This is a genomic window from Kordia sp. E (genome assembly GCF_056033805.1).
In genome coordinates, this window is record NZ_JBRASR010000006.1 from 675,477 (window position 1) to 701,839 (window position 26,363).

General features: G+C 30.9%; 28 protein-coding genes. 17 read left to right on the forward strand and 11 right to left on the reverse strand.

Annotation, left to right across the window (positions count from 1 at the left end; all coding sequences use genetic code 11):
* Positions 1–11: 11 nt before the first annotated feature.
* From ACUUYC_RS25015 to ACUUYC_RS25025, 3 genes are all read right to left on the reverse strand, one after another.
* Positions 12–509 carry a DUF6252 domain-containing protein gene (locus ACUUYC_RS25015; RefSeq protein WP_474270470.1) on the reverse strand — a complete coding sequence of 166 codons (498 nt, stop codon included), beginning with the start codon at positions 507–509 and terminating at the stop codon, positions 12–14.
* 319 nt (positions 510–828) lie between these two features.
* Positions 829–1,479 (reverse strand): response regulator, encoded by a 651-nt coding sequence (locus ACUUYC_RS25020; protein ID WP_474270471.1) that lies wholly within the window; start codon positions 1,477–1,479, stop codon positions 829–831.
* Positions 1,469–4,510, reverse strand: a complete 3,042-nt coding sequence (locus ACUUYC_RS25025; RefSeq protein ID WP_474270472.1) for a sensor histidine kinase — start codon at positions 4,508–4,510, stop codon at positions 1,469–1,471. The genes ACUUYC_RS25020 and ACUUYC_RS25025 overlap by 11 nt, the downstream gene beginning before the upstream one ends.
* A gap of 115 nt (positions 4,511–4,625) precedes the next feature.
* Between ACUUYC_RS25025 and ACUUYC_RS25030 the strand changes: the two genes are divergently transcribed.
* The 5 genes from ACUUYC_RS25030 to ACUUYC_RS25050 all read left to right on the forward strand — a co-directional run bounded on the left by ACUUYC_RS25030 (position 4,626) and on the right by ACUUYC_RS25050 (position 7,292).
* Positions 4,626–5,111, forward strand: coding sequence for a DUF5763 domain-containing protein (locus tag ACUUYC_RS25030; RefSeq protein ID WP_474270474.1), 486 nt, complete (start codon positions 4,626–4,628; stop codon positions 5,109–5,111).
* Positions 5,112–5,200: 89 nt separating this feature from the next.
* Entirely contained in the window at positions 5,201–5,809 is a 609-nt protein-coding gene (locus ACUUYC_RS25035) for a hypothetical protein (protein ID WP_474270475.1), read from the forward strand.
* Positions 5,810–5,821: 12 nt separating this feature from the next.
* Positions 5,822–6,025, forward strand: a complete 204-nt coding sequence (locus ACUUYC_RS25040; protein WP_474270476.1) for a putative signal transducing protein — start codon at positions 5,822–5,824, stop codon at positions 6,023–6,025.
* A gap of 8 nt (positions 6,026–6,033) precedes the next feature.
* Positions 6,034–6,465, forward strand: a complete 432-nt coding sequence (locus tag ACUUYC_RS25045) for a hypothetical protein (RefSeq protein WP_474270477.1) — start codon at positions 6,034–6,036, stop codon at positions 6,463–6,465.
* Between the two features lie 17 nt (positions 6,466–6,482).
* Positions 6,483–7,292, forward strand: a complete 810-nt coding sequence (locus ACUUYC_RS25050) for a hypothetical protein (protein ID WP_474270479.1) — start codon at positions 6,483–6,485, stop codon at positions 7,290–7,292.
* A 62-nt stretch (positions 7,293–7,354) separates the two neighbouring features.
* On the opposite strand, the gene ACUUYC_RS25055 is transcribed toward ACUUYC_RS25050, so the two are convergent.
* Positions 7,355–7,627: a hypothetical protein gene (locus tag ACUUYC_RS25055; RefSeq protein ID WP_474270481.1), complete on the reverse strand. Its 273-nt coding sequence runs from the start codon at positions 7,625–7,627 to the stop codon at positions 7,355–7,357.
* Between the two features lie 187 nt (positions 7,628–7,814).
* Here ACUUYC_RS25055 and ACUUYC_RS25060 point away from each other — a divergent pair, with 187 nt between their 5' ends.
* The 8 genes from ACUUYC_RS25060 (at position 7,815) to ACUUYC_RS25095 (ending at position 15,644) form a co-directional block, all read left to right on the forward strand.
* Positions 7,815–9,515: a tetratricopeptide repeat protein gene (locus tag ACUUYC_RS25060; protein ID WP_474270483.1), complete on the forward strand. Its 1,701-nt coding sequence runs from the start codon at positions 7,815–7,817 to the stop codon at positions 9,513–9,515.
* Positions 9,516–9,810: 295 nt separating this feature from the next.
* Positions 9,811–10,035, forward strand: a complete 225-nt coding sequence (locus ACUUYC_RS25065; RefSeq protein ID WP_474270485.1) for a hypothetical protein — start codon at positions 9,811–9,813, stop codon at positions 10,033–10,035.
* Between the two features lie 114 nt (positions 10,036–10,149).
* Complete coding sequence (locus ACUUYC_RS25070) at positions 10,150–10,395, forward strand: hypothetical protein (protein ID WP_474270486.1); 246 nt, start codon at positions 10,150–10,152, stop codon at positions 10,393–10,395.
* A 272-nt stretch (positions 10,396–10,667) separates the two neighbouring features.
* Positions 10,668–11,750, forward strand: coding sequence for a peptidoglycan-binding domain-containing protein (locus ACUUYC_RS25075; RefSeq protein WP_474270488.1), 1,083 nt, complete (start codon positions 10,668–10,670; stop codon positions 11,748–11,750).
* Between the two features lie 76 nt (positions 11,751–11,826).
* Positions 11,827–12,624, forward strand: coding sequence for a helix-turn-helix domain-containing protein (locus ACUUYC_RS25080; protein ID WP_474270490.1), 798 nt, complete (start codon positions 11,827–11,829; stop codon positions 12,622–12,624).
* Between the two features lie 74 nt (positions 12,625–12,698).
* The gene (locus tag ACUUYC_RS25085; RefSeq protein WP_474270492.1) at positions 12,699–13,697 is read left to right on the forward strand and encodes a Gfo/Idh/MocA family protein; all 999 of its coding nucleotides are present in this window, start codon (positions 12,699–12,701) and stop codon (positions 13,695–13,697) included.
* Between the two features lie 128 nt (positions 13,698–13,825).
* Positions 13,826–14,608, forward strand: a complete 783-nt coding sequence (locus tag ACUUYC_RS25090) for a helix-turn-helix transcriptional regulator (RefSeq protein ID WP_474270494.1) — start codon at positions 13,826–13,828, stop codon at positions 14,606–14,608.
* Between the two features lie 103 nt (positions 14,609–14,711).
* On the forward strand, positions 14,712–15,644 hold the full coding sequence (locus tag ACUUYC_RS25095) for a lysostaphin resistance A-like protein (RefSeq protein WP_474270496.1): 933 nt from the start codon (positions 14,712–14,714) through the stop codon (positions 15,642–15,644).
* A gap of 66 nt (positions 15,645–15,710) precedes the next feature.
* On the opposite strand, the gene ACUUYC_RS25100 is transcribed toward ACUUYC_RS25095, so the two are convergent.
* From ACUUYC_RS25100 to prfA, 4 genes are all read right to left on the reverse strand, one after another.
* The gene (locus ACUUYC_RS25100) at positions 15,711–16,214 is read right to left on the reverse strand and encodes a hypothetical protein (protein WP_474270498.1); all 504 of its coding nucleotides are present in this window, start codon (positions 16,212–16,214) and stop codon (positions 15,711–15,713) included.
* A gap of 285 nt (positions 16,215–16,499) precedes the next feature.
* On the reverse strand, positions 16,500–17,291 hold the full coding sequence (locus tag ACUUYC_RS25105; protein ID WP_474270501.1) for an ABC transporter substrate-binding protein: 792 nt from the start codon (positions 17,289–17,291) through the stop codon (positions 16,500–16,502).
* A gap of 17 nt (positions 17,292–17,308) precedes the next feature.
* Positions 17,309–18,124: an orotidine-5'-phosphate decarboxylase gene (gene pyrF, locus ACUUYC_RS25110; protein ID WP_474270503.1), complete on the reverse strand. Its 816-nt coding sequence runs from the start codon at positions 18,122–18,124 to the stop codon at positions 17,309–17,311.
* 78 nt (positions 18,125–18,202) lie between these two features.
* The gene (gene prfA, locus ACUUYC_RS25115) at positions 18,203–19,279 is read right to left on the reverse strand and encodes a peptide chain release factor 1 (protein ID WP_474270504.1); all 1,077 of its coding nucleotides are present in this window, start codon (positions 19,277–19,279) and stop codon (positions 18,203–18,205) included.
* 178 nt (positions 19,280–19,457) lie between these two features.
* Between prfA and ACUUYC_RS25120 the strand changes: the two genes are divergently transcribed.
* The 3 genes from ACUUYC_RS25120 (at position 19,458) to ACUUYC_RS25130 (ending at position 20,541) form a co-directional block, all read left to right on the forward strand.
* A complete protein-coding gene (locus ACUUYC_RS25120) occupies positions 19,458–19,631 on the forward strand; it encodes a hypothetical protein (protein ID WP_474270507.1) in 174 nt (57 codons plus the stop codon).
* 153 nt (positions 19,632–19,784) lie between these two features.
* Entirely contained in the window at positions 19,785–20,072 is a 288-nt protein-coding gene (locus tag ACUUYC_RS25125; RefSeq protein WP_474270509.1) for a hypothetical protein, read from the forward strand.
* Positions 20,073–20,235: 163 nt separating this feature from the next.
* The gene (locus ACUUYC_RS25130) at positions 20,236–20,541 is read left to right on the forward strand and encodes a hypothetical protein (protein ID WP_474270511.1); all 306 of its coding nucleotides are present in this window, start codon (positions 20,236–20,238) and stop codon (positions 20,539–20,541) included.
* A gap of 87 nt (positions 20,542–20,628) precedes the next feature.
* Here the strand turns inward: ACUUYC_RS25130 and ACUUYC_RS25135 are convergent, their stop codons facing one another.
* A complete protein-coding gene (locus tag ACUUYC_RS25135; RefSeq protein ID WP_474270513.1) occupies positions 20,629–21,237 on the reverse strand; it encodes a DUF5777 family beta-barrel protein in 609 nt (202 codons plus the stop codon).
* Positions 21,238–21,645: 408 nt separating this feature from the next.
* On the opposite strand from ACUUYC_RS25135, the gene ACUUYC_RS25140 reads away from it, so the two are divergent.
* On the forward strand, positions 21,646–22,164 hold the full coding sequence (locus tag ACUUYC_RS25140; RefSeq protein WP_474270515.1) for a peptide-methionine (S)-S-oxide reductase: 519 nt from the start codon (positions 21,646–21,648) through the stop codon (positions 22,162–22,164).
* 46 nt (positions 22,165–22,210) lie between these two features.
* Here ACUUYC_RS25140 and ACUUYC_RS25145 read toward each other — a convergent pair whose 3' ends face one another.
* Positions 22,211–25,105: a ligand-binding sensor domain-containing protein gene (locus ACUUYC_RS25145; protein WP_474270517.1), complete on the reverse strand. Its 2,895-nt coding sequence runs from the start codon at positions 25,103–25,105 to the stop codon at positions 22,211–22,213.
* A gap of 20 nt (positions 25,106–25,125) precedes the next feature.
* Positions 25,126–25,860, reverse strand: coding sequence for a LytR/AlgR family response regulator transcription factor (locus ACUUYC_RS25150; protein WP_474270519.1), 735 nt, complete (start codon positions 25,858–25,860; stop codon positions 25,126–25,128).
* Between the last annotated feature and the right edge of the window lie 503 nt (positions 25,861–26,363).

Genomic DNA, 26,363 nt, shown 5'->3' on the forward strand with positions numbered 1-26,363 from the left:
TTCAGTAATTATTATTCTATGTTTGCTTTAAAAGCACCGTCACTAAAGAGAATTCGATTTGACGGATCTTTGTAACCAAGAAATTCAAATGTTCCTTCTATGATGCTTCCATCATCAGATGTTACTTCTAACATTCCAGTTCCTGTATCAAAAGTCGAAGTCCATAAAGCAACTGGAGTGATTGTTATGTACGACATAGCATTTGAGTTTGTTACAACATCACCTGTAACGTATGTTCCAACACCATTATAGTTTTGTATTGCTATTTGAAACGTATTTCCAGTACTATCGCCACCAACAAGTGATAATACACTGTTTGAGGTCGTTGCTGTTACTGAAACTTCCATAGCGCTAAAGTCTACACCATCCACTTTCGCTGTTAAAAATTCTGCTGCAGTATTTGCAGGATCATCAGAGTTACCAGAATCATCATCATTGCTACATGCAATCATTGTTAGTGCTAGAAATGCAATACAGAAAACATTGAATTGTTTTTTTAAATTTTTCATAATCGTTCGTTATTATTTTATTGAAAAAAGAGCATCCATCCGATATTCCAACTACATCACCCTGTGGAAATATTCGAATAGATGCTCTTATCTAAACTTTGGAAAAGGGTGATATTAAATGATGATTCAAAAGTAGTAGACAGGTCGATTGTAGTAAATAGAGTTATTTACTTAAACAGCTACGGGATTTACCGTATTTTGAAGAGTTGTATGATTTAAATTAAGGAATTTATGAGTTTTCAAATGTATTTACTAGCATATGAGTATCTCGACTGCGTTCGATATGACAATGCTAAACAAAAGAAAAATGATTTGTTCATTACGCCAAGTCATTCTGGAAGGCAAAACGAACCAAACCAGCAACATTATTAACACCAATTTTTTTCATGATGTTGGTACGATGTGTATCAACCGTTCGTGGGCTAATGAATATTTTTTCGCCAATTTGAATGTTAGTCAATCCTTTAGAGATTAATTTAATTACTTCTATTTCACGAGATGTCAATTCTTCTACTACAGGCGATTTTTCTAAGACTTTTATTGATGAAGTTTTCGTTTCTGGATTTAGTAATGCTTTCGTTATGGAAGCATTGAAGTATTCTTTTCCAGCATGAATTGTTTTTATAGCAAATATCAATTCGTCGCTCGGAATTGTTTTTAGCATGTACCCTTGCACGCCAATTTCCATAAGATGTTTGATAACTGAACTTTCTTGATGCATTGATAACATTGCAATTTTTACTTCTGGAAACTTTTTTACGATGATTTTTGCACATTCTATTCCGTTGCGCTTTGGCATTTCAATATCTAAGAGTACAACATCAAAAAGAGCTGACTCTAACGCATGAATTACTGCTTCGCCATCATGTACTATCTTTTTTACAACAATAGCTTCGGTTGTATTGAATGTGTTTGCAATACCTTGCGCCATTAGCGGATGATCGTCTGCAATAAGGAGTTTAATTGACATTTGATAATGGAATTTTTACCGTTACTAATGTACCACTATTCGGGCTCGGTTCAAAATTTACCGTTCCATGAATCATGTCTACACGACTCGAAATGTTTAACAATCCGATACCTTTTCCTGATTTGGAAGTATTCATTCCAACACCATCATCTTCTACAATGAGAATAATACTTTCATCTGATTTGAAGAGTTGCACATTAACATTATTGGCATTGCTATGTTTTATGATATTGTTGATTAATTCTTGTGTAATTCTGTAGATAGAGACTTCAATTTTTTCGGGTAATCGTTCATTGATATTGAAGTGTTCAAATTGATATTTGATGTTGGCATATGCTAAACTATTTTCTAGCATGTCTTCTAATGCTGGAATAATTCCAAGGTCGCTTAATGCTCTCGGCATCATTTGATGTGATATGTTTCGCAAGTCTTGATTTGATGTTTCTAATTCATTTAAGAATGTTTCTGCTTCTTTTTGATCTTTCGTTCCTGTCTTTTCAATAAAGCTTCGTGCTTTTAAAATTACGCTTCCTATTTGTTGTACAACACCATCATGTAAATCTCTTGCAATACGTCCACGTTCATTTTCTTGCGCTTGAATCATTGCTTTGATACCGCGTTCTTGTTCTTGAATTACTGCTTGATTTTTTTCTGATTCAAATTGTTGTTTCAATTCTAGTTCATGTACTTTTTTCACAAATTTACGCTTAGAAAAGAAATTAGTCAGATATACAACTCCTATAATTCCTGCAAGCAATAGCAATAATATGAACCATAATTGTTCATACCATTTTGGCAAAATTTTAAAGTTGAACACTGTCGTTTCAGAAAGTTGATTTTTTACATTTTTCGCACGTACTTTAAACGTGTAATTTCCGCTACTTAGGTTTGTAAATATTTTGAATGCCTCTTGATTCCAATCACTCCATTTTTCATCATATCCTTCCAAAAAGTATTGGAATTCATTTTTTGTAAAATCTTGATAATCTGTAGCACCAACTTCAAATCGAATATCTTTGTAATCAGGCGTTAGTTCTAGTGTTTTTTCTGAATCAAAATGATGACCTGATATCAATAAGGAATCTGTTCCAACAATTGCTTTTGAAATAACTGCATGATATTTTACATTTTCTTTCTTCGTATTAATTGATTCATCATGCCGTACCAAATCTGTTCCTCCAAGCCAAGTTATTGGCGTTTCTGCATCATCATAAATATAATATACAGGTACATGTCCAAATTCTTTATAGTCGTCATACAAAAGTGTATCTCGTTTTGATTTGTTCACTGTATATAATGAAGTTTCTCGTTTTCGATATGAGTGAATCCATGCTTTTTCAGGATTTACATAGTAAAATGCATACACAAATTCGTCTGTTCCTGCATAGGCTTTTCCAAAACGATCGCTAGGTATAAATTTATCCGTAGTTATATCATATTTATAAAACCCTTTGTGTGTTGTAAAAATGATATCATTATTGTCTATTTCATAGGCTAAATTATCACGCATTGAAGGCAATCCATCTTCTTCATCGTAGTGTTGAATATTTTTTACGCCAAGCGTATCATTTAATTGGACTTTGTATATTCCTTCAGTCATTGTTGTCAGCCAAAGGTTGTTTAGTGAATCTTCAACAATACCGCGTATTTCGACATCTATTCCCTTAATTTTTGTTTGCTTGCTTAGTTTTCCATTTTCATAATGCAGTATTTCACAGCCACCTATACATCCCATAAAAAGCGTATTCTTATGTGCTTTTGAAGCGTAAAATTTACGTGCATTATTTTTATTAATCTCTATGCCTGTGTTTCCATCATAACTTATGGTAGCACCTAATTCTCCATAAATAAGTTTATTCTGAAAACTTGTGATTGCAAAACTATTTCTGTTAGTGCTTCCAACCATTTTATAAGTTGCATATGGAGCATCCGTAGTCAGTTTTTCTTTTGTCGTTGGGATCAATTCATACGTACCGTTTGTAGAAGCTATATATAATTTCTCTTTGTATCGTATTATTTTTTGAACTGTTCCTATACCTTCCTTATAATGTTTATAAAACGTGCTTGCTATTGGATAATTTACTTTAGAAATTCCTTCATCAGTAGCAAACCAAAGATCATTATTATAATCTTGATACACACCACGAACAAGATTGTATATCAATCCGCCACTTTCTTGAATACTATATACAGGTTCAAATTCTTTATTAATAAGTAATGTTCCTCTGTTTACTGTATTTAAGGCAATGGTTCCATCATTTAATTTTTTACTACTGTATATTTTATTTTTTTTAATGAAATCAGAAACTTCAGTATTCGCAGTTTCTATTTCTCCATTTTTAAAATGACTTACTCCATGTTCATTTGTAAATGCAGTAAAGTCATTCTTATCAACGCCCAGCATTCCTCTTACATCTGAACTTCCAAAAAACTCAGTTCCTTCTATAAGTACTAATGCATTATTTTCTATGGTATAGATTCCATGAACTGTATCAACAAATATGGTATTGTTTATGTGATACATATTACTTATATAATATTGGCTATCAATAATATGAATCTTCTCACCAGTATATACAATGACGTTCTTTAAGTTTTGAAAGTATATGTTTCCATCTTTTGAAATTGTATTCCAAACATATTGTAACATAAAATCTTTCGGTAATAAATGGTTTAATTGATTGAATTTTGTTTGACCATTTTCATCTTGATCTAAATATCCAATGAATCCTGTTCCACCACTATAAATTCTGCCATTTTCATCTTTTGCAAAAGAAAGTGGAACACCATCATTTTCTGGTTTAAAATGTCGCCAGCTCACACCATTGAATTCTAAAAACCCAATTGTATTAGCTACAAATAATACACCTTTATCGTCTTGTATAAAATTGAAATTTTGTTCTTCTCCACCATATTTGGCTGCTGAGATGTTATGTGTTTTTGGAGAACCAAATTCATACGATTGTTGCGCCATAGTTATGTGCACAACAAATAGGAAGAAGAAAGATAGTATACTACTGCAATGTTTCATTCAGATTGAAAGTTACTAAAAAAATGTTACACCAAGTTTTTACCGCTATTTTTTTGTGGAAAACCGTAATTCTTTATAAAGATTTTCTAGTAATTTTAAAATTATTTCTACGCCTATGAGATATTTTATTTTTGTATTCATTTTTCATGTGATTTCATTTCAATGTTATTCACAAGATGTTTACAAAACACCTTCAGGAAAGCGATATCATTTGAGTTCGTGTCGTATGGTGGAAAATGTTTCGAGTAAGTTAGTTGGATTGAAAAATATTAGAGATTCAAAACTTACACCTTGTAAAATTTGCAATCCACCGCCAAAAAGTCAATTAAAGAAACAACTGACTTCTGATAACAAAGCAGTTGGTACTGCTACTTCTGTTCGTTGTAAAGGATATACTCAAAAAGGAACACGTTGTAAACATAAAACTAAATTAGCTAACGGCTATTGTTTTCAACATACCAAACAAAATAGTAGTTCTATCAAAGCTTCAAAACGCACTAAAACACCTTCATCTTCTTCACAATGTCATGGAAAAACTAAATCTGGGAAACGCTGTAAACGAAACGTAAAAAACGGTCGTTATTGCTACCAGCATAGATAGTTGATGGAAAAATTTACAGATATCACATTCAAAACCTCATAAAATCCTTGTATTTTGTATCTCTAGTTTTTTAATTTAAAAAGGATTTCATGAATAAGGAAAAACGTATTGACTATTTTTTACAACTCGTTATGGTCATTTTAGGTGTATTTATAGGAATGATGGCTTCTAATTGGAACGATGATAGAATCCTTGATAATGATCGAAACAGTCTTCTAACTGCATTAAAAAGTGAGTTACATGATAATTTGTTGTATCTTAAAGAAAGAAAAGAAAAAGATATTAAACCTTTTTTCAATTCGCTTGATAGCATTAGTAAAGTTTTAGATAAAAATTCTGAAATTTTAGATGAAGCATTTAAAGCCGATCGTTTTTTGAACAGGATTCCTAACTGGCCAGGACTTGGAAAAGCAAAATTTGAAGATGCTATGTTTCAAGCAACGAAGTTTAGTAATATGCTATCCAATTTAGATATCGATTTGCTAAAGCAGATTACAAAAGCATATAATTTACAATATAATATTGAAGATCTCCGAAAAACATTCAATCAACGTTATGTTTACATAGATTCAGAGACTACTTATAAAGATGTACATGATTTAATGTGGGATATTATGCAAGATTATTTCGGTTCGCAATATAAGCTGATTTCCATATATGAAGATACAATCGAAAAAATTGATGCACATATTAAATAAAAAATTAAACCTATGGATAAACAAAAAATATATTCAAGCGATTCGCAGATTCAAGTAATGAGTGCACGAAAACTTTTAGCCGAAGCTGAAATTAACTATCACGAAATCAATAAAATGGACACAGCTTATGCAGGAATCCTTGGTGGAAGTATTGAATTCCATGTGGAAGAAGCAGATGCAGAAAAAGCCATTGAAGCATTAGCTAGTTTGAAATAATAACATTAATGGAATTAAAAATAAATCGCTGGATTTTCTTCGGCGTCATTCTATCTTTTTTCTTTATACAAGTTATTGGTCGGCATATTGGTGGACCTTGGGTATTATTTGAAATTTTTATGATATTTAATATTCCAGAAATTTTACAACGCAGTGATCTCATAACTTTTATACCAGTACTATCAATCCTAACTGGACAACTTCTGTTTCTGTTAGGATGGCGTAGCGTAAAAAATTATAAGTTATGGTTGTTCCTTAGTTCTCCTTTATTCGTTTTAATTCCTTTTATATATTTTCTTTCTACTTTAGGAAGGCATCAAACACCAGTAGCTAGGACTGTAATTCCATTTATATTAATGGTTATTATTTTTTATGTGCATTGTTTTTTGAGATTGAGAAAGAATACCTCAAAAACTTCTATTCATCAATATGTAGATTAAATTTTTATAAAGCAAAAATGACTGGAACTTTAGCTCAACTTATATCAATAGTATCTTATGGAAATGAGTATCTAGAAAAAGAAATATTGCAAAATTACTATCCTAAAAACTCAACTTTTCAGCATTGCAATTTTGTTGATTTTAGAGAACTGAAAAAAAAGTACTTTTTTAGCAATCAAAAAGAGTTCATAGTTGCTAAAAACCCTATAGATTGGTATGTTTTTTTAAAGTCAAAAAAGTGTAAAAAACTGCGTCTTTATTATCAAAGTGAAAAGAAAGACGATCATAAAACTGCAAGTTTTATTGGCGGTGGCGGCACTTGGCTTATTGAAACAGTATTTGAAAATTATTCAGATTTTTGGTTTAGCATATGGAAATATGATAAAAATTCAATCAAAAAACCTTGGCAAGTTACCTATGGAAAAGACCTTAGTAACCAGCCAATTATAAATCAACAATACACTATTGAAAAAACTAAAGAAGCATTAAAAATCTGTCTTGAAAAAATTATTGATTTTGCTTACAAAGAAACTGATGAATATTGGGCAAAAAAAATTCAGCAAGCAATATATACACTCAATAGTGACAAACCAGAATTAAATTTTCATCATTTTGATTTAATTATCTGGAATAATTACGATTTACAAAATAAACAATTGTTAATGGCTGCATGTCATTCATTTGTATTTGGAGGAATGGGTTCTTGGAACGATATGTCGTTTCAAAATGAAGCTACTGAAGAGATGTACCATATCCTTTCGTCCAAATTATATATTACAATGATGAAGTCTATAGTTTATGCTGTAAACAAAGATATATTAGAATAGAATTATAAAAGCTAGGCAAATTGCCTAGCTTTTTTTAGTTATGTATTACTTTTTTTGAACTATTAATCTCCACCACCAATGTGAGAAGCACATCCTTTTCGTGCATTACTTAATGGATCGTCTGTAGAACTTCCACAAGATGGATGTTTTGTTGTACATGTACCAGTATCTTGTGATTGGCATGTAACTGGATCTGCTGACCTACAAATTGCTGGATCAACTGAAGTGCCACACTCAGGACCAGTTGTTAAACCTGCTCCGATAATATTATAATTTCCACGAACAGATGCAATTGTATACTTTTTTAGGCTGAGGAATAAACTTTTTCTTTTCATAAATATTATGTTTTGTATTTGAATTAGTGTATCTCAAAGCTACAATTATTTATAGCCACTTAGTACTGTAAACCTACATTATATATAGACAATTGATCTATTGTCACAACTTTATATACTATTTATGTCTTACTGTTCCTCGACAAAAAGAAAAGAAAATGTATTTTAGTATTCCTAGATTATTCTTATGTCATTAAAACACTATTTCAGTATTGTATGTTTCCTTTTTATTCATTTCTCATTATGGAGTCAAGAACAAAACACACTACAAATTGATTCGCTGTTGCAAAAAAGTTTTAAAGAATTACGAACGCAGTTTTATGACACAGATTCTGATGCAGAAGCTAGCTTGTATGCAGATGCTTATTTAAAAAAGGCAAAGCAACTTCAAGATTCAAAAAAAATCATTGATGGTTATTATTATAAAGGTTTACTTAATTCTGATTCTTTAAAAATGATATATATTGATAGCCTTACTCAACTATCAGCTAAACGTACAGATCACTATTTGATGGAAAATGCGTTGGTTATAAAAGCTGGAGATCTTTTTCAAGCTCAATCTTATAAAGAAGCATTAAACTTATATGTAAAAGCAGAGCAATATGCCAAAGAAAGTAAAAACAATAATGCCCTTTTTAACATTAACTACAATATTGGAATTACTTATAATTTAATTGGAGATTATGAAAATGCACTAAAAACACTTAAAAAATCCCTAGCAAATTCTGAAAAATTAGGGTTTGAAGATCAATGGAGGCGTTTAAGAATAATATCAAGTATGGTTACTTCTTATCGGCAATTAGGCAAGTACGATTCTGTAAAAAAGTATGCGACAGAAGCAATCAAACAAACATATAATCGCCCCAAATACAAACATTTATATAATGTATTTATATTAAAACAAGGTATGAGTTTGTATGCACAACAAAATTATACAGAAGCTATAGATAACATAACGAAAACTGTTCCATATTTTGAAAAAAAGGATAATGATTCTAACTTAACATATGCTTATTTCTATCTAGGCAAAACATATTTAGCACAACAAAATACTGAAACTGCCATTGATTATTTCAAAAAAGTAGATTCTATCTTTTTAAAAGTGAATTATCTATTTCCGGAAACAAGACCAACGTACGAAATACTTATTGATCATTATAAAAAGAAAAAAGATCTTGAAAAACAGCTTACCTATATTGAGCGCTTATTACGTTTGGATAGTATTATACATGATAAAGAACTATATTTAAGTAAACGAATTTCAGAAGATTATAACACGCCAAGATTATTAGCTAACAAACAAGAAGTGATTACATCATTATTAAAAAATGAAAAAACATATTTCTACAGTATTCTTAGTGCTATTCTAGCTATTCTCATAATTGGTGGGTTTTTAATATATCAATATATACAGCGAAATATTTATAAAAAACGTTTTGAAGAACTTTTAAAAGATCAAGAAGAAAAGAAGCAGTATACTATTATTGATGTTTCAGATCGCACAAAAAGTGAACTCAATATTCCCGAAGATATTGTTGCAAGTGTGTTGAATAATTTGGCTCTTTTTAAAGAAAAAAACGAATTTTTATCATCAAATATAACTTTGCAAAATTTGGCAAAACGCTTAAAGACAAATCATACATATTTATCAAAAATTGTAAATGTATACGAAGGAAAAAGTTTCAACACATTTATGAATGATTTACGTGTTGATTACACCATAAAACGATTGCAAGACGATGCCACATTCAGGAAATACACCATTGATGCCATTGCAGAAGAATCGGGCTTTAGTAATACACGAACATTTTCAAGAGCTTTTCAGCGAAAAACAAATTTGAATCCTTCCTATTTTATCAAAAACTTAAACGCTTCTCTTGAAAAATAAATACATATTTTACTGTTTTTAACCTCAAAAAATGACAATAGATCAATTGTCACACACACCATTTTACATTGTGAAAATTACTTTTTAAATTTGATCATTGATGTTTTAAGCTTTACAAAAAAAACAATCATAACTAATTGTAAATCAAAATTATATTATGAAAATTAAATTTCATTTCATCTAGATTATTCAATCATAAAACAGCAACTGTCATTATATCAACTGACAAAGTAACTGTTTTTTTGACGTTACGTGTTTGTATAGTTTTACTTCAAGTTTAATCAAAACATACATTATGAAAAAAAACAAATTACAACACGGAACATTAAAATTAAACAAAGGTAGCATCGCAGCATTACAAGCTGGAAACATCTTTGGAGGAGACAATAGAGGCGGAAAAGATAAAGCTTCGCAAAATAATTGTGTAGAGTCAGAAACATGTTCAATCCCATGCCCAAGTGTTTATACAAACTCGTGCATAGCTTGCCCAGATCCTAGCGGCGACACTGTAACTCTTTAAAAAGTTTGGTATATAGTTTAGTAGTTATATATCATGTTTAGTGCCGCTTGGAAGTAGTTATCCAAGCGGCTTTTTATTACTACAATTGTATTTTAATAATTAAAAAATAGAATCATGAAAAAACAAAAATTAGAGTTAAATAAATTGAACCTTACAAAGTCAAGAGTTGCAGAATTAAACACGCTGCATGCTAAAGGCGGTGGAGAATCTACAAATCCACAATGCATCTTTACTGGAGTGGTTGATGGATGTGATATTACCGAAAATTGCAACACCAACGATTGTGGAAGTAACAACTGCACTATTGGTTGTAATCCAACAGCAACAAGAGCTATTTTCTCTTGCTACATTAGTTGTTAACTAATAAAAAAATATCATAAAACAGTATATCTTTTATGATCGTAAACTTTTACGGTGATTAGTATCGTAGAATCCAATTTGGTGTAATATCTAAAATCATCGTATTGAGAAATCGTCTGGAATTAACTTTCTAGTCGATTTCTTCATTTTATTTCAGTACAAAATTATTGCTATTGAATTACAAAAATACAATGCAGTTTAAACCAAGTGTTTTCACCCTTTGTATCCATGTATTTTTTTTATAATTTGTTACACACAAAAAAGTAAACTCCATGGAATGTTCAAATCTTATTGAATCAGCGCTTAAAAAGGGTGATATTAGTCAACAATTATTTAAAGGATCTTCTCATAAAGAATTGATCACAGATTTACAGCGAACACTGTTTGAATTAGGTTTTCGAAAAGAGCTAAGATGGGATGATTACCAAGCTGATGGCGATTACGGAAATGCTACTACAAAAGCTGTTGCCGCTTTCGCAAATAAAAATGGACATCCAAGCGATGGAACATCTGTACCAAATTCGCTAGCAAAGCTAATTATACAACGACACGACTTTTTGCCTCAAATGTATGTTTTATGGGCAATTCATACGTCTGATCTTAGAACTAAAAAACATATTTCGAAAGGAACTCGCATGAGTATTAGCGCTGTTCAAGTTTTTCTTAATACAATTGGTTATGGAAAAGAACTCAATTTTTTAAAGTTTGGTGCTGACGGATTGTATGGAAAAAGCACACGCAATGCTGTAATTTCGTATGCAAAAGACAATAATATTGAGTCTGATGGAGATTCTTTGACACGACCATTGATCAATTTGTTTTTAAAAGATATTAATAAATTTTACGGTAGCAAATGGAGTGATCTTGCATTGAAAAATTTACCAAATAAGAAATCACCACTTGTATTATTTGAAGCATCACGATTTTCAGGAAATCCATGTAGAGCAGATGTTCAATTTGTTCCTGCACTTGAAAAAATTAATCAGTATGCAGCACAAGCAAACGTTTTTGTATATGTTACAAGTTCATTTAGAACCACAACAAACGTACAAGGCGCTATTGTAAAACCAGCAACGTTCTCAAATCATTTAGCAGGTCATGGAATTGATATGAATTTACAGTATGGAAATGGTTTATTAGCAAACTCTAAAATGCTTACTAAATATCCAAATGTTCCAGCTCCTGTAGCACAGTTTTTAAAATTAATTATTGATGATCCTAAATTGCGTTGGGGCGGAAATTTCAACACCAAAGATCCTGTTCATATTGATGATCATTTAAATAAAGATAGAGCTGCATGGAAAAAAAGATATGAAGCTATGCAAAAAGCAGTACAGTTAGGGAAGTTTAATTAATTAGATTTCTACTCAAGCTAAAAAAGTCATAAATTACATTTTTATAGAAAGTGTAACATGAATTAATTTAGAAGAATTGCTAGATATAATTGAACATAAATCTGAACTGTTTTCTGATTTGATTGAACGAATATGGATTGCAGAAAATATTGAAAAAGAAGTAGAAGTAATTATACCTCCGAATCAATATGTTAATTTAATTATTCCTTTAAACAACTCTAAATATAAGCGAAATCAAGTTTGGTGTACGACTCCGCATATCGAAGGAATTTCTTCTACCAATACTGTTTTAAAATATCCAATTGGCACTAAATTAATCGGGATTCGGTTTTTTGCATTTGGCATGTTTCCGTTTTTTCAAATTCAAGGAAAAAAAGTATTCAATACATCATTTGAGTTACCAAATTTGGAAGGAATCATTGCATATTCAAACACAGATTCGAATGCAGTTTTAATACATAAAACGTATACGTTATTATCTAGTTTGTTTTCCAAAACATCTTATGATAACATTCTGAAGATTAGAGATTTTTACAATCAATTTAGATGGAACGATGATATATGTTCTATAGAAGAATACTGCAAAACAATACATACAAATTACGTTACTCTTAATCGTAATTTCACTAAAATAGTTGGAGTTTCTCCTAAGAAATTTGAGCGACTTATAAAGTTTCGTAAATCATTATGTAGCTTAATTGGCACTGATGATAGCCTAACTTCAATAGCTATAAATTCTGGGTATTTTGATCAAGCACATTTTATTCGTGAGTTCAAAAAGTTCTTAAATCATACACCTTCAAATTATCAATCATTTATTCATCAAGAAAATGATACAAACAAGATGATTAATTACAATTTCAAATTATTCTAATCTGTTTAAAATATACAATTTATTAATTTTTACGCCTGCTACTTTTGTCTTCTATAAATAAGAATTCAAATAAAATGACAAAGATTAAAATAGGTATTATTGGTTATGGTTCTTGGGTTAAAGATGCATATATCCCTGCCTTAAAAAGAGATGAAAGAGTAGAAATCATAGGTATTTCCGCCAGAAGCGAAGCTACTATAAAGGCAATTAAAAAAGATTTTGGAAATAGTATTAATGTTTATAAAGGATACAAAGATTTACTCGCTGTAACAGAGATTGAAGCAGTAATGATTGCTGTTCCTGATTCCGTTCATGCAGAAGCAATTTCAGCCGCATTAGCATCAGGCAAAGCTGTATTTTATGAACCTCCAATTGCACATACGAGAGCGTTAATTCCAAAAATAATTAAAGAACTACTCGCCGCTCCACAAATTACACATGCAGATTTGGAACTTGCGCTTGTTCCAGCAGTTATGAAAGCTTCAGAGTTGATAAAAAAACAACTTATTGGAAATATTCAAACTGCAAGCATTCGATTACAATCAAATTGGGGACCAGATCCACACCAAGATGTAAACAATATAGCTCGATTATCTGTTTGGTATATTCATGTTTTAAATGTACTGCTAGATGCAACGCCAGAACGCGTTCTTATAATGGATGGTTATGGTACTGAAGGTCGTAGACAAAGTCAAAGTACAGGTTATTTTGATTATAATGGAATTTGGGGAGAACTTAAAGTAAATATTGACAGCGTAGAAGATTTAACAATTAATATAGAAGTTGTTGGAGATTTCGGAGATATTATGATTGATGTTTTAACAGGAGAATTGAAAACAAGAACTAAGACAGCAAAACAATGGAAAACTATGTCTTTATCTGCAATTCAACCTTATGCAGATTGGCCAGGCATGCACGAATCAATTTCTTCTTTTTTAGACGCGGTTGAAAGTAACATTCCAAGTTTCGCTAATGCGAATGTCGTAGCTAATTTACATTTAATTGGTTTAGCTTCCGAAGAATCAAAAGAAACAGGAACTTGGGCTAATGTCAAAAATATAAACCGATTATAAATATGAATTTACACTGATGTATTTCTAATTCTTTTCCTTATTCAAGAGTAACATTTCTTTGAGTACTTCGTCTTCAAGGAAAACAATCATGCACTACTACAGCATAAAACGCTAATCTTTTAATAACAATGAAACTTCAACATTCTGTCTTTTTAGGAACAACTTTCGAGAAATTTCATTTAGATTTTTGCTCTATTTCAATAGTAAATTATACCAAACCAGTTTCTGAAGAATGGCATTCTCATGATGATATGCACTTATCTTTAATTTTACAAGGAGGAAATTTAGAATCACGCAAAAAAGACGACACTCAAGTTTCTCCTGGAAAAATTATTGTTTATCGTGAAAATGAACCGCATCGAAATCGATTTACTGCATTTCCATCAAAAAACCTTAATCTTGAGTTGAAAAAAGAATTTTTCATTCAAAATGATTTGACTTTTGATAGTTTTAATACAACCGAAACCCAAAGTATTGACACCTATTTAAATCTTATAAAAATTTACAGAGAGTTACATATTAATGATCTTTATACTACTGACACTATCAACTTTACACTAAAGTCCTTATTTACAGACAACAACACATCTTCTTTTATACCTTTTTGGTTAAAACAACTCAGAGAAATTATTGAAGATCGTTGGGATGAATTTATATCATTAGATGAATTGGCACTTCTCCTAAATGTACATCCTGTTACAATTTCTAAGTATTTTAAAAAATATTACAAAGGCACTTTGGGAGATTATATGAGAAAAATTAAAGTTCAAAAAGCCTTATATTTTTTATTCCACACTAAAATGTCAATTACAGAAATTGCTTTTGCGTGTGGTTTTTCAGATCATAGTCACATGATTCGAATTTTTAAAATTTATGTAGGATTCAATCCAAAAAGCATTCGGAAATTTTAATTTTTTTCTCCTGACTAATTTCATTCTATTTTTCGAAGAATAACAAACTTAAATTGCGATCTAATTACAATCAATATTAATAGTTAAATTATTCTAATCAAGTATGCGCAAAATCATTTTTAATTCAAATCAAAATATTCGACCTATATGGAGAATTTTGCTTTTCATAGTTGTCATTTTTGCAATAAATATTCCATTACAAATAGGTTTACAGAAAATTTTAGATCAAAGCCTTTTAAGAGGTTATATATCTGGTTTTATATATTTTGTTTGTGTGTTATTTAGTTTATTTATTCAGATAAAATTTATTGATAAATCATCTTTTAAAAAGTATGGACTAAAGATTAATAAAATTTGGTTACAAGAGTTCGCCTTAGGTTTTATATTCTCTTTAGCTTTACTCTCACTGTTTTTTTTAGCAATGTATCTAACTGGGAATTTAAAGGTTGTAGATTACTTTACAACCAAATCTTCTGAGTATTCATTTGTTGAAGGGTTTCTTTCGGAATCATTCGGTTTAATCGTAGGCACAAGTGTGGAAGAAATATTTTTTAGAGCTTTTCTATTTTATGCACTATATGAAGCTTTTCGTACAATTCAAAAGGATTTTGTAAAGAGAGCTTTTTTAGTACTTATTATTACATCTGCATTGTTTGGGATTGGTCATTTTGACAATGAAGGAGCTACTGTTCTTTCTACTATAAATCTTAGCTTATATGGAATGATGATATGTTTGCCATTTTTAATAACTACTCGTTTAGGAATGTCAATCGGATTTCATTTTTCATGGAACTTGGTTCAAGGTGCATTTTTTGGTTTTCCCATTAGTGGATACGTCGCAAAAGCATCAATAATTAGCATAGAAACTCCTGAGAATATATTTACTGGCGGAAAATTTGGCCCTGAAGGTAGCATACTCTTTTTACTATTAAATATACTTGCAATTGTATTTATTTTATTGTGGAAAAAATTTAAAAATTATAATACTATGGTTAATCCATTGCTTATTGAAAATGCTACAAAAACTACTCTCTAGAAGAATAAAAATAGTTGAACAATTGAAATGGCATAACTCTTAATGTAAAGAGTTATGTCTTTGCTTTTATTTCTCCTTCACGTACAAACCATCAAACACAGTTTTCCATGTTTTTTTATCTGGAGATGTTTCCCAATGTTGACGAACCGAGCCATCTTCATTTAATGTCCAAGTGACTCTATTCACATATTTTTGTCCTTTGGGAGAAGTAACCTCGCCACTTTGTAAAATCATTTGGTTGCCTACTCTATTTCCTTTTAAGTGTAGATTTCCACCTTGATTGTCAACCCAAATTTGCTCCCATTGTTTCTTTTGAGCGTTATAAAAATTATAACTAGTTCCTGTATAATTTGCTTTGGCACTTGTCCAGTTTTCACGTAATACACATTCATCTTCTATTTTTGTAATGATATTTTTTCCAGCAGACGTTCCATCTGTATTGGTTACATTCCAAGTTCCTACCCAAAAATCAAATGCTTGATGATTTTCAGTACAACACGCGCATGGTTTTTGTTGCGCCATTGCAGTTATAGATAATAAAACAATACAAATTGGAAGTAACTTTTTCATCTTTTAGGGTTTTGTTAAGAGTAACAAGATACTACAAAACCAATTTCAAAATCGTTAATCAACTGTTAAACACTAGCTTAAACCTAAATCAAAAATACTTTTCATCTGAATATCAATCATTAAACTTTCACAATTCTTAACATTGTTTAATCTATTTCTAATATTTTCTTAACATACTAAACATAGATTTCAACATATATTTGCACTGTTGTAATAAGCTAAGTACAACAATTTTGGGTTAGTTAAAGAAATCAAATCGGGTCTCATTGCCCGATTTTTCTTTTTTTATAGACTTTTATGAAGTTGTTTGAAATAGGCAAAAGCTTTGGCAAGTCGCGAACCATACCAACTAAAGTATTCTCCATCTACAAAAACAGTTTTTGCATGATGTGTACATCGTCCTAATTCAAACGCGTGTGCTGACTTAAACGGATACGGTTCTGAAGACAACATTACCACATCTGGATCGCCTTCTAAACGTATCTTCTTAATTTCTACTTCTGGATATCTTCCGTGCGATTCGTAGATGTTTTCAAATTTGCATAAATTCAACAAGTAGTTGATAAATGTATCTTTTCCAGCTGCCATCCAAGGCTTTCGCCAGATAAAATATGCTACTTTTTGCACAGGAATGTCTTTTACAAATTCTTGAAAGTCTTTTAAGTGAAAACGAATTTTATCATTGATTTTAGAAGCTTCCGTATTGCATCTAAATATTTTCCCATATTGTGTAATCATTTCCAACGATTCCTCAATATTCTTTACATCAGACACATGAATAGGAAATAACTTTTCTAATTCTTCAACAATCTCTTTTGTGTTTTCTTCTTTGTTACACAGAATAATATCAGGCTGTAATTCCTTTATTTTTTCAAGCTTGATATTTTTAGTTCCACCAACAATTGTTTTCGTACTTTTTAAATGATATGGATGCACACAGAATTTTGTAATTCCGACAATAGCATCTTCCAAACCTAAATCATATAATAATTCTGTTTGTGAAGGAACTAACGAAATAATACGTTTTGGTGTATGTACCAACGTAAATGTTCGTTTCATTTGATCTGTGAATTCCATATAAAGTAGAAAACGAGTTATTGCGCTAAAATTTCCGCCATTTGTGTTTGTAAGTCTTTGGCTTTTTTGGCTGCAGCCGAAGCAAAATCTTCTTGCTGAGAAGCATATATAATTCCACGAGAAGAGTTAATTAAAAGTCCAATATCGTTGGTCATTCCATATTTACAAACATCTTGTAAATTTCCACCTTGCGCACCAACTCCTGGAACTAATAGAAAACTCTCTGGAATAATTTCTCTTATTTCACCTAAAAAAGAAGCTTTTGTTGCACCAACAACATACATCAAATTTTTACTATTTTTCCAATTTTTTGAAGTTTCTAGTACATGTTTATAGACTTCTTTGTTATCAATAGTTTTTGTTTGAAAATCAAACGCACCTTCATTTGACGTTAATGCTAATAAGATTGTATGTTTTCCTTCAAACGCTAAAAAAGGTTCTACAGAGTCTTTTCCCATATATGGAGCAACCGTTACAGAATCGAATGCTAAATCTTCAAAGAAAGCTTTTGCATACATTGTAGATGTATTTCCGATATCACCACGTTTTGCATCGGCAATGGTAAATATTTCCGGATGGTTCGTATTTAGGTATTGAATCGTTTTTTCCAATGCTTGCCAACCTTTGATTCCGTATGCTTCGTAAAAAGCTGTATTGGGCTTGTAGGCAACTGCTAAATGATGTGTAGCATCAATAATTGCTTTATTAAACTCAAATATTGGATCTTCCGTTTCAAGTAAATGCGTTGGAATCTTTTGTAAATCAACATCGAGTCCAATACAGAGAAAAGATTTCTTTTTGTGTATTTGTGCAATCAGTTGTTGTGTTGTCATTTTTTTTGGGTAATTGTATTGTTGCTTGTTTGGAATAAATATCTAAAAAAAAGCCTCAAAAATTGAGGCTCGTATGTTTTACATTATTTCGCTAGCTTCTTTTAACTTTTCAGTATTTTCAACGAGCATTAATTCGTCGAGTATTTTTTGAATGTCTCCATTGATAATATTTGATAAGTCATACAATGTTAATCCAATTCTATGATCCGTTACACGACCTTGTGGATAATTGTACGTTCTAATCTTAGCACTTCTATCACCAGAAGAAACCATACTTTTACGTCGAGCAGAATCTGCTGCTAGTTTTTTCTCTAGCTCTTTATCATATAAACGCGAACGTAATACCTTTAATGCTTTTTCTAAGTTTTTGTGTGACGATTTTTGATCTTGGCAACTTACCACTAACCCAGATGGTCCGTGATGTAAACGAATTGCCGAATATGTTGTATTTACTGATTGTCCTCCAGGACCTGTAGATGTTGTTCGTTCAATACGAACATCATTCATATCTAATTCTACATCAAATTCTTCTGCTTCAGGCAATACCATTACAGTTGCTGCACTTGTATGTACACGTCCTTGTGTTTCTGTTTGTGGCACACGTTGTACACGATGCACTCCAGCTTCAAACTTCATAGTTCCATATACATCATCACCCGAAACTTCAAATATCATTTCTTTAAATCCTCCAGAAGTTCCTTCACTGTAATCTACAACACTTACATTCCAACCTCTTCCTTCACAGTATTTTGTATACATTCGATGTAAATCACCTGCAAAAATACTTGCTTCATCTCCACCAGTTCCTGCACGTAATTCTACAACGACATTTTTACTATCCTCTGGATCTTTTGGAATTAATAGAAGCTTAATTTCCTCTTCCAGTTTTGGAAGTTCATCTTTTGCTTCTTCTAATTGCATTTTTGCCATTTCTACCATTTCTGCGTCACTTCCATCAGAAATAATTTCTTCAGCTTCAGAAATATTATCAAGCAATTCTTTATATATGTCTCGTTTTTCAACAAGTGTTTTTAAATCTTTATATTCCTTGTTGAGTTCAACATAGCGTTTTCGATCCGAAATTATATCAGGCTGAATGATTAAATCATTTACTTCATCGAAACGTTGTTTTACTATTTGTAGTTTATCTAACATGTAACTTTCTTCTTTTCAGGTTTGCAAATTTACAATTTTTATTGATTGTTTCAGATTTTATACGATACAACTAAAAACACTTCTTGCAATAAAATCGTTTTCTTAAGCTATTATTCGATTTATCTTACATTAAATTGTATTTTTAGTACTATTAATTAACCAAATAAAACTTTCACACATGAAAAAAAGAGGAATCAACTCATTAAAATTAAACAAAAGAAGAATTTCATCATTAAAAGAAATCGTAAAAGGTGGACTGCACAGACCTGTTGACGAAAGTGACTGTTCTTCATTCGGTAATGGGGAATGTAGAGAAACACTTTGCCTTTGTGAAGATACGCAAGAAAAGTAGTTTTTAAAGGCTACATACATTTATCTTTTAACTGCCTCAATTTTATGAAAATGAGGCAGTTTGCTTATACAAACATTACCAATACTATGGTGAAGCCCTATTTGTTTAAAGTCAGTTTTGACTAATTTTATTCCTTAACTAAAACCTATAATCATGAAAAAACAAAAGTTAAACCTAGGGAAATTAAGTTTAAAGAAATCTAAAGTAGCTTCATTAGAGTCTGAAAGTGTTACTGGTGGATTCCAGTCATGGACAGGAACTGCTGAGCCTTGCTTTACAGACTTTTTCTGTGGACCAGCTACTCAAAACTGTCCTACGAATGGATGTGTAACTAATGGTTGCCCACCACAAACAGGAAACTGCCCTACAAATGGTTGCCCGCCTGCAACACTTTTATGTAATTCACATTCAGTATGCCCTCCAGGAGTATATTGTTACTAAGAACAAGCAGTTTATAATATTAAAAAAAGAGAAGGCTTTCAAACTATTTGAAAGCCTTTTTTCTGTTACTCCTTTTAAGTAACGTACTCTTTATACGGTTTTCACTCATATCTACGATCTGTTATTTCATTATTTTTATAACTTAACCAAAACCTATATAATCATGAAAAAAAAGAAGGTAAATTTAAGACAATTAGCATTAAACAAGTCTAGAGTAGCATCTTTAGAAAAAGGAAATTTAACAGGTGGAACTAGTGGATTTACAGGTGGATTCCAGTCATGGACAGGAACAGCAGAACCTTGCCTCTCTGAATTTGATTGTGGAGGACCAACAGATGTTGGATGCGTACCACAAACACAGAATTGTGTTACTAGAAATAATTGCCCAAGAGTAACTGATTATTGTGGAGGAACTAATATTGGTTGTAATTCCGATTCTATTTGTCCTCCAGGAATTCAGTGCTACTAGAAATTAACGGTTTATAATATTAAAAAAAGGCTTTCAATATTATTTTGAAAGCCTTTTTCAGTAGGTCACGTTCTTGCTTATATATTTTTAGAATACACGTACAATGTTGAATCCGAAGAAGATATCTCCATCTCCCCAATCGCCTTCTCCATTACTTATGAAGCCTGGCTCATTGGTTGATTGTGCGTTTGAGAATAACAATTGAAATACGTGTCCACCAGTTTCAATATCCACTCCAATTGTTAATGGGTTTTTGAATGCTGAATCATCTGCTCTGCTGAAATTATACACATAATCTAAGTTGATCGACATACGTTTGCTCACTTTTAAACGTCCACCTGCGCCCATCGCAAATTGATCATGTTTTTGAGAGGATTCTAACGTTAGGTTTTGACGTACATATGATGGTGCCAATTCCAAAGAGAAATTGTTGTTGAATCTTCTTGAGATCAGTAATTGTGTTGCATAACTCAATCGATCTTCAAATTTTAAGAAAGGAAGTCCACTATGACAACCAATACAGTTGTTTGTAATAATTGGGGACACATCAGCATCATAGGTAACCGTTTCTTCTATTGGAGGCAAATCGGTAATATCACCTTCATCAATGGTGTTTGTTGTACAGTTATACATGAACATCACCATTACTAAAAAGGAGAATAAAACGAGTTTGCGATACGTGTAATTTTTGGTCATTTGTTATTTATTTTTCTTTAGTTTATGAGGGTTGTTTGTTTTGATAATTTAAAATGAAATATCTACTTTATTACTTGTACTAAACATTTATTGTACCATTATGATTTGTCTCAAGATTTTCAGTAAAATAATATGTAGTAAATAAACATCAAATTCCTTCTTAATACAAAATAATTCTTGTGAAACGGAAAAACAAGCCTTAAAAAGGAGTTCTGACGCCTTTATTTATAGGCATTTAAATATTTTCAACATGAATTACATTTTTCATAAGATCATTTCATTTTAACGATTGAACGTATTTTTAAATAGATTTTCAAACTGGAATATAGTTCTATTTTACATTGTATTTTTTCTTATTATTGTATTACCACGAATTTAAACCAAATCAAATTTAATTTTTATAAATATATGAAAAAACTTACTCGCATTGGATTTGGAGGTGGTTGTCATTGGTGCACAGAAGCCGTTTTTCAATCGCTAATTGGAGTTCATAATGTTGCACAAGGTTGGGTACAATCTACGGATGTGAATGATACATTTTCGGAAGCCGTTATTGTAACTTTTGATGCAAGTTTGATTCCATTAAAAGTTCTCACAGAGATTCATTTACGTACACACAAATCTACTGTGCAACATTCTATGCGGAAGAAATATCGTTCAGCAGTTTATTATTTTGAAGAAAAACATGAAGAAGTTATTGTAACTATTCTTAGTGAGCTACAACATGGCTTTGAGGAAAAAATCATCACGCAAGTGTTACCTTTTGTAAATTTTAAACCTTCTCAAGATGATTTTACAAATTATTATTATTCGAATCCAAATAAGCCTTTTTGTGAACAGTATATTAATCCGAAATTGAAATTATTGTTACGTGATTTTTCAGCGTATGCGGAAAAAGAGAAATTCAGAAGTTTTATTGAATTATGATTATCTGATAAACTATATCATTTTAACTGAATATTTATTTTGGTTATTAATCCGTGATTATCGGTAATGTAAATTGTACAATTGTGCCATTTTGTTGGCTTATTTCATTCCGATTCATAATTTTAAAACTATACTTTTTAGCAGTGCTTTTGGAGAGTAATTCTAATCTGTTTTTTGTAAAATCAGTGCTTAGAGACGTATGTTTTTTTACAATTTTACGTGCAGTATTTTTAATACCAACTCCATCATCAATAATGGAAACTTGAAATTGATTGTTCGTTGTTTTTTTACATTCTATCGTAATGTTTCCGCCTTTATCTTTTGGTAAGATTCCATGTATAATCGCATTTTCAACAAAAGGCTGTAAAATCATTACAGGAATTTTAATTTTCCCGATTGCCAATTTTTTGTCTATATCAATTGTATAATTTAATTTTTCTTCAAAGCGAAGTTTTTCTATATTTAGATAAAGTTCTAGTCGCTCTAATTCTTCACTTAACAATACTTCGTTTGCTTTTGTAACTTCTAAGTTAGCACGGATTAATCTCGAAAATTTCACCAAATACTCATTCGCTTCCAAAGCATTATTTCTATTTATAAAGTCTTGTATGGAACTTAACGCATTGAATACAAAATGAGGATTCATAGAGGCTCTCAAAGCTTGTTCTTCGAGTTTCGCAAGCTTTAATTGCAATTGTATTTTTCGTTTTTGCCTCCTACCTAACAGGTATAAGATTACAAATGCAATTACTAAAATTACTAGTGTACATACTATTTTGAACCAAAGTGTGTCTGAAAAATGCGGGTGAATTGTAAAATACTTTTCTACAGAAGTAGTATTCCAAACACCATCTTCATTAGCTGCCATTAGTTGAAATATATAATCGCCAGGCAAGAGTGAAGTATATTGTACATTTTGATTTTGAGTAGAAAACCAACGATCATTGAATCCTATGAGTCGGTATTTGTATATTGTTTTTTGATTGCAACGTGTACAGATCGCCAAAAAATTAAATCGAATATTATTTTGATTGTATTTTAAATTGAGATGTTCTGCTGAATGTGTAATTATTTTTCCATCTACGTTTATATTCTTAATATATGTCCGCAATGGTTTTGTGTTTTTTTGAAACTTAGTTTCGTCCAAATATGAAAGTCCTTTACTCGTTGCTAACCATATTTTACCATCATATGTTTTAATATCATTAATCATATTTGACGGCAATCCTTTGTGTGTTGTGAAACTTGTGATTTCAAAATCTTTTCCAAGAAGATGTTCTATTTTGCTTACACCTTTATTTGTTCCAACCCATATTACATTATTTTTGTCCACATAAATACATTGCACCATATTCCCGATTAAACCATCTACTTCAGTGATATTAAAAACTTGTTCCTTATTTACAATAACAAGTCCTTCTCCTTTGGTTCCTATCAACAAGTGATTATCTTTATATTCACTCAATGCTAATATTCGCTTTTTAAGCAACTTATGTTGATGCTGTTTAAAAGGTACAAGTGCATTATTCTTTAGTTGAAATAATCCTTCTGACGCGCCAACCCAAATAGTTCCTTTGCTATCTTTTAATAATGCTGTACACCATGTTACTTTGTGTTCTTTTCTTTCATCATACTTAGTTTCAAAGTTGTTTACATTAAACAAACTAACTCCATATTTCAATCCTAATAAAATTGTATCCTTATGAATTTGAAGCATTGATTTTACATGCAAACCTCTTCCTTTTTTTTCTTTAAAAGAATTTGTAGCTATTTCATATTTATAAGGCATTACGCCTACATAAAAATTACCTGATGTGTCTATTAGAAAGTCAAAAGATTCTTTTGATTTTAATTCATTTAAACGGTTTTCATTTATTTGTTTAGATAAACTATAATTTTTATTGAGTAGATATATCTGACCTGAAACATCAGCTGCATATAGTTTTCCATTGACTATTTTGATTCGGGTAAATTTATTCTTGCCTTTAATTTTGTTCGGGTTTATTGTTCGAACTTCATAAGAAGGCATCATCCAAACTCCATCATCTCGGGAAGAAAACCAATAATTCCCTTCTTTATCAATCATTGAAGATGTGATGAATTCGTTTTCAAAAAAAAGTTTTTCTGTCTTTCCTTTATGGACATTGAATATGTAAACTCCACGATTTGTTCCTATAGCAACTTTTCCATCTTTAAAGTTAAAAACTGTAGTAATATGAAAGCCTATTTTACTGTTATCTAACGATTTATTATATATAATTGTATTGTTACGTCTTAAGACCAAATGTGCGTTTGCAAAACTTAAAAAGAGCGTCGTACTTGCATCTATTTGTATAGAATCATTGTACTTTCTGGATGTTGTTCTCCATATGTTTTTAGTTCGCTTACTTTTAATTGAATCGTGTCCATTTTTGGAAACACTCTTTTTTTCCGTATTAAAGATGTTGTATTCTTGGACTTGAACTTTTTCTATATAATTTGGAAATACTGCTTTATACACAAAAGAATCTTCCTTTCTTGAGAATACTAAAGTGTCATTTATTAAATTAAAGTATTGGCGATTTTTTTTCACATCTTTTAGGATGTGTTTAGGATAAAAAGAGTGAAACTTTTCTCGATCGTAAAATATTGTTTTTGAGTCTTTACAAACAATCCACATGTTTCCTTTACGATCTTCATATAATCGAAATACAGTGTTATCTGAAAGTCCGTCTTTTTGTGTAAATACTTTAAATTGATAACTATCATACCGAACCAATCCATGATCAGTACAAAACCATAAGTAACCAAATATATCTTCATGTACTTGATAGACTTCTAATGAAGGTAAACCGTGTGCTGTTGTGTATTTTTGAAGTGCATATTCCCAATTATTTTCTTGAGATTGCGCACAAAGAGTTAGTGCGAAAAACATACTTAAATAGAAGATTACTTTTTTCACACAAGTCATATTAAGTAGTATTACAAAGATTTAAAATTGTGTTTTAACAACTCTAATACGCTTGTCATTCGTCGTCTTGAGATTGTGATTTTTTTACCACCTTTTATAACGAGATAACTTTCGTGTTTTACCACTTTTTCAATATGTATGCTATTTATCAAAAATGAATTATGTATTCTGATAAATTGATGTGCTAGCAATTCGTTTTCAAAATGTTTTAGTGTTTTTGAAACAATAAGATCCTTGCCTTCTTTTCTAATAATTGTAGTATAATTACTTTCTGATTCAAAATATAAGATGTTTTCTAATGCTTCTACCACATACCCTTCATGAATACTTATTACTATCTTATTTTTCACAATCTCCTCTTTGGCTGAAGACGGTTGAAAAACATTGAATAACCTTTCTTGTACCTGTATCAATTCTTTTATTGAAATTGGTTTCAACAAATAATCCAATGCATTTTCTTTAATCGCTTTTATTGCAAACTGATCATATGCAGTGACAAATATGACTCTGTACTTTGAAGTATCGCCTAGTAATTTTAAAAGTTCAAAACCGTTAATCTCTGGCATTTCTATATCTAAAAAAAGAACATTTGGAGAAGATTCTTTTATCAAATGTACAGCTTCTACAGAAGATTGTGTACTTCCAATAACATTGATTTTAGGACAATATTGATGAATGAGGTTTTCTAAGTTACGCAAGCTTTTCTTTTCATCATCTACTAAAAAGGCTTTTAGAATTGCCGACATATTTTGTAAGTATTTATACAAACAATGTACGATAATCGAATTAGAATTAAAAAAGTTGGTATAAATTATCAATTACAAGCAATAGTTTATTTTTTTGATTTGAATAACTTACATCATGGTGGATGAAATGTTTTATATTGAGTTTAATCGAAATGAAGCTATCCGTTTCTCCAGAAGTAGGTTACTTCGACTAGGTTAAGTATAAGTACTTCGTCGCTTACTCATCGGCATGACGTTCGTAGACACTGAGGCTTTCGATAATTATTTTTCAAAAATAGAATTAGAGTAGTGAAAAATACTTTAGTATTTACGAATAAGTTCATATTTCTTTAAACAAAGTAGGGTTTACGATATAATAATCAGTTTTGAGTGAAGTTTGAGCTTTCTTTGAAACAGATTGCTTCGGTTCACCTCGCAAAGACGTAATGAATAAAAAGTACACCTTCAAAACCCATATTATTACTGGGTTTACGAACACATGATTTTTAATCAAGAGCGCAGAT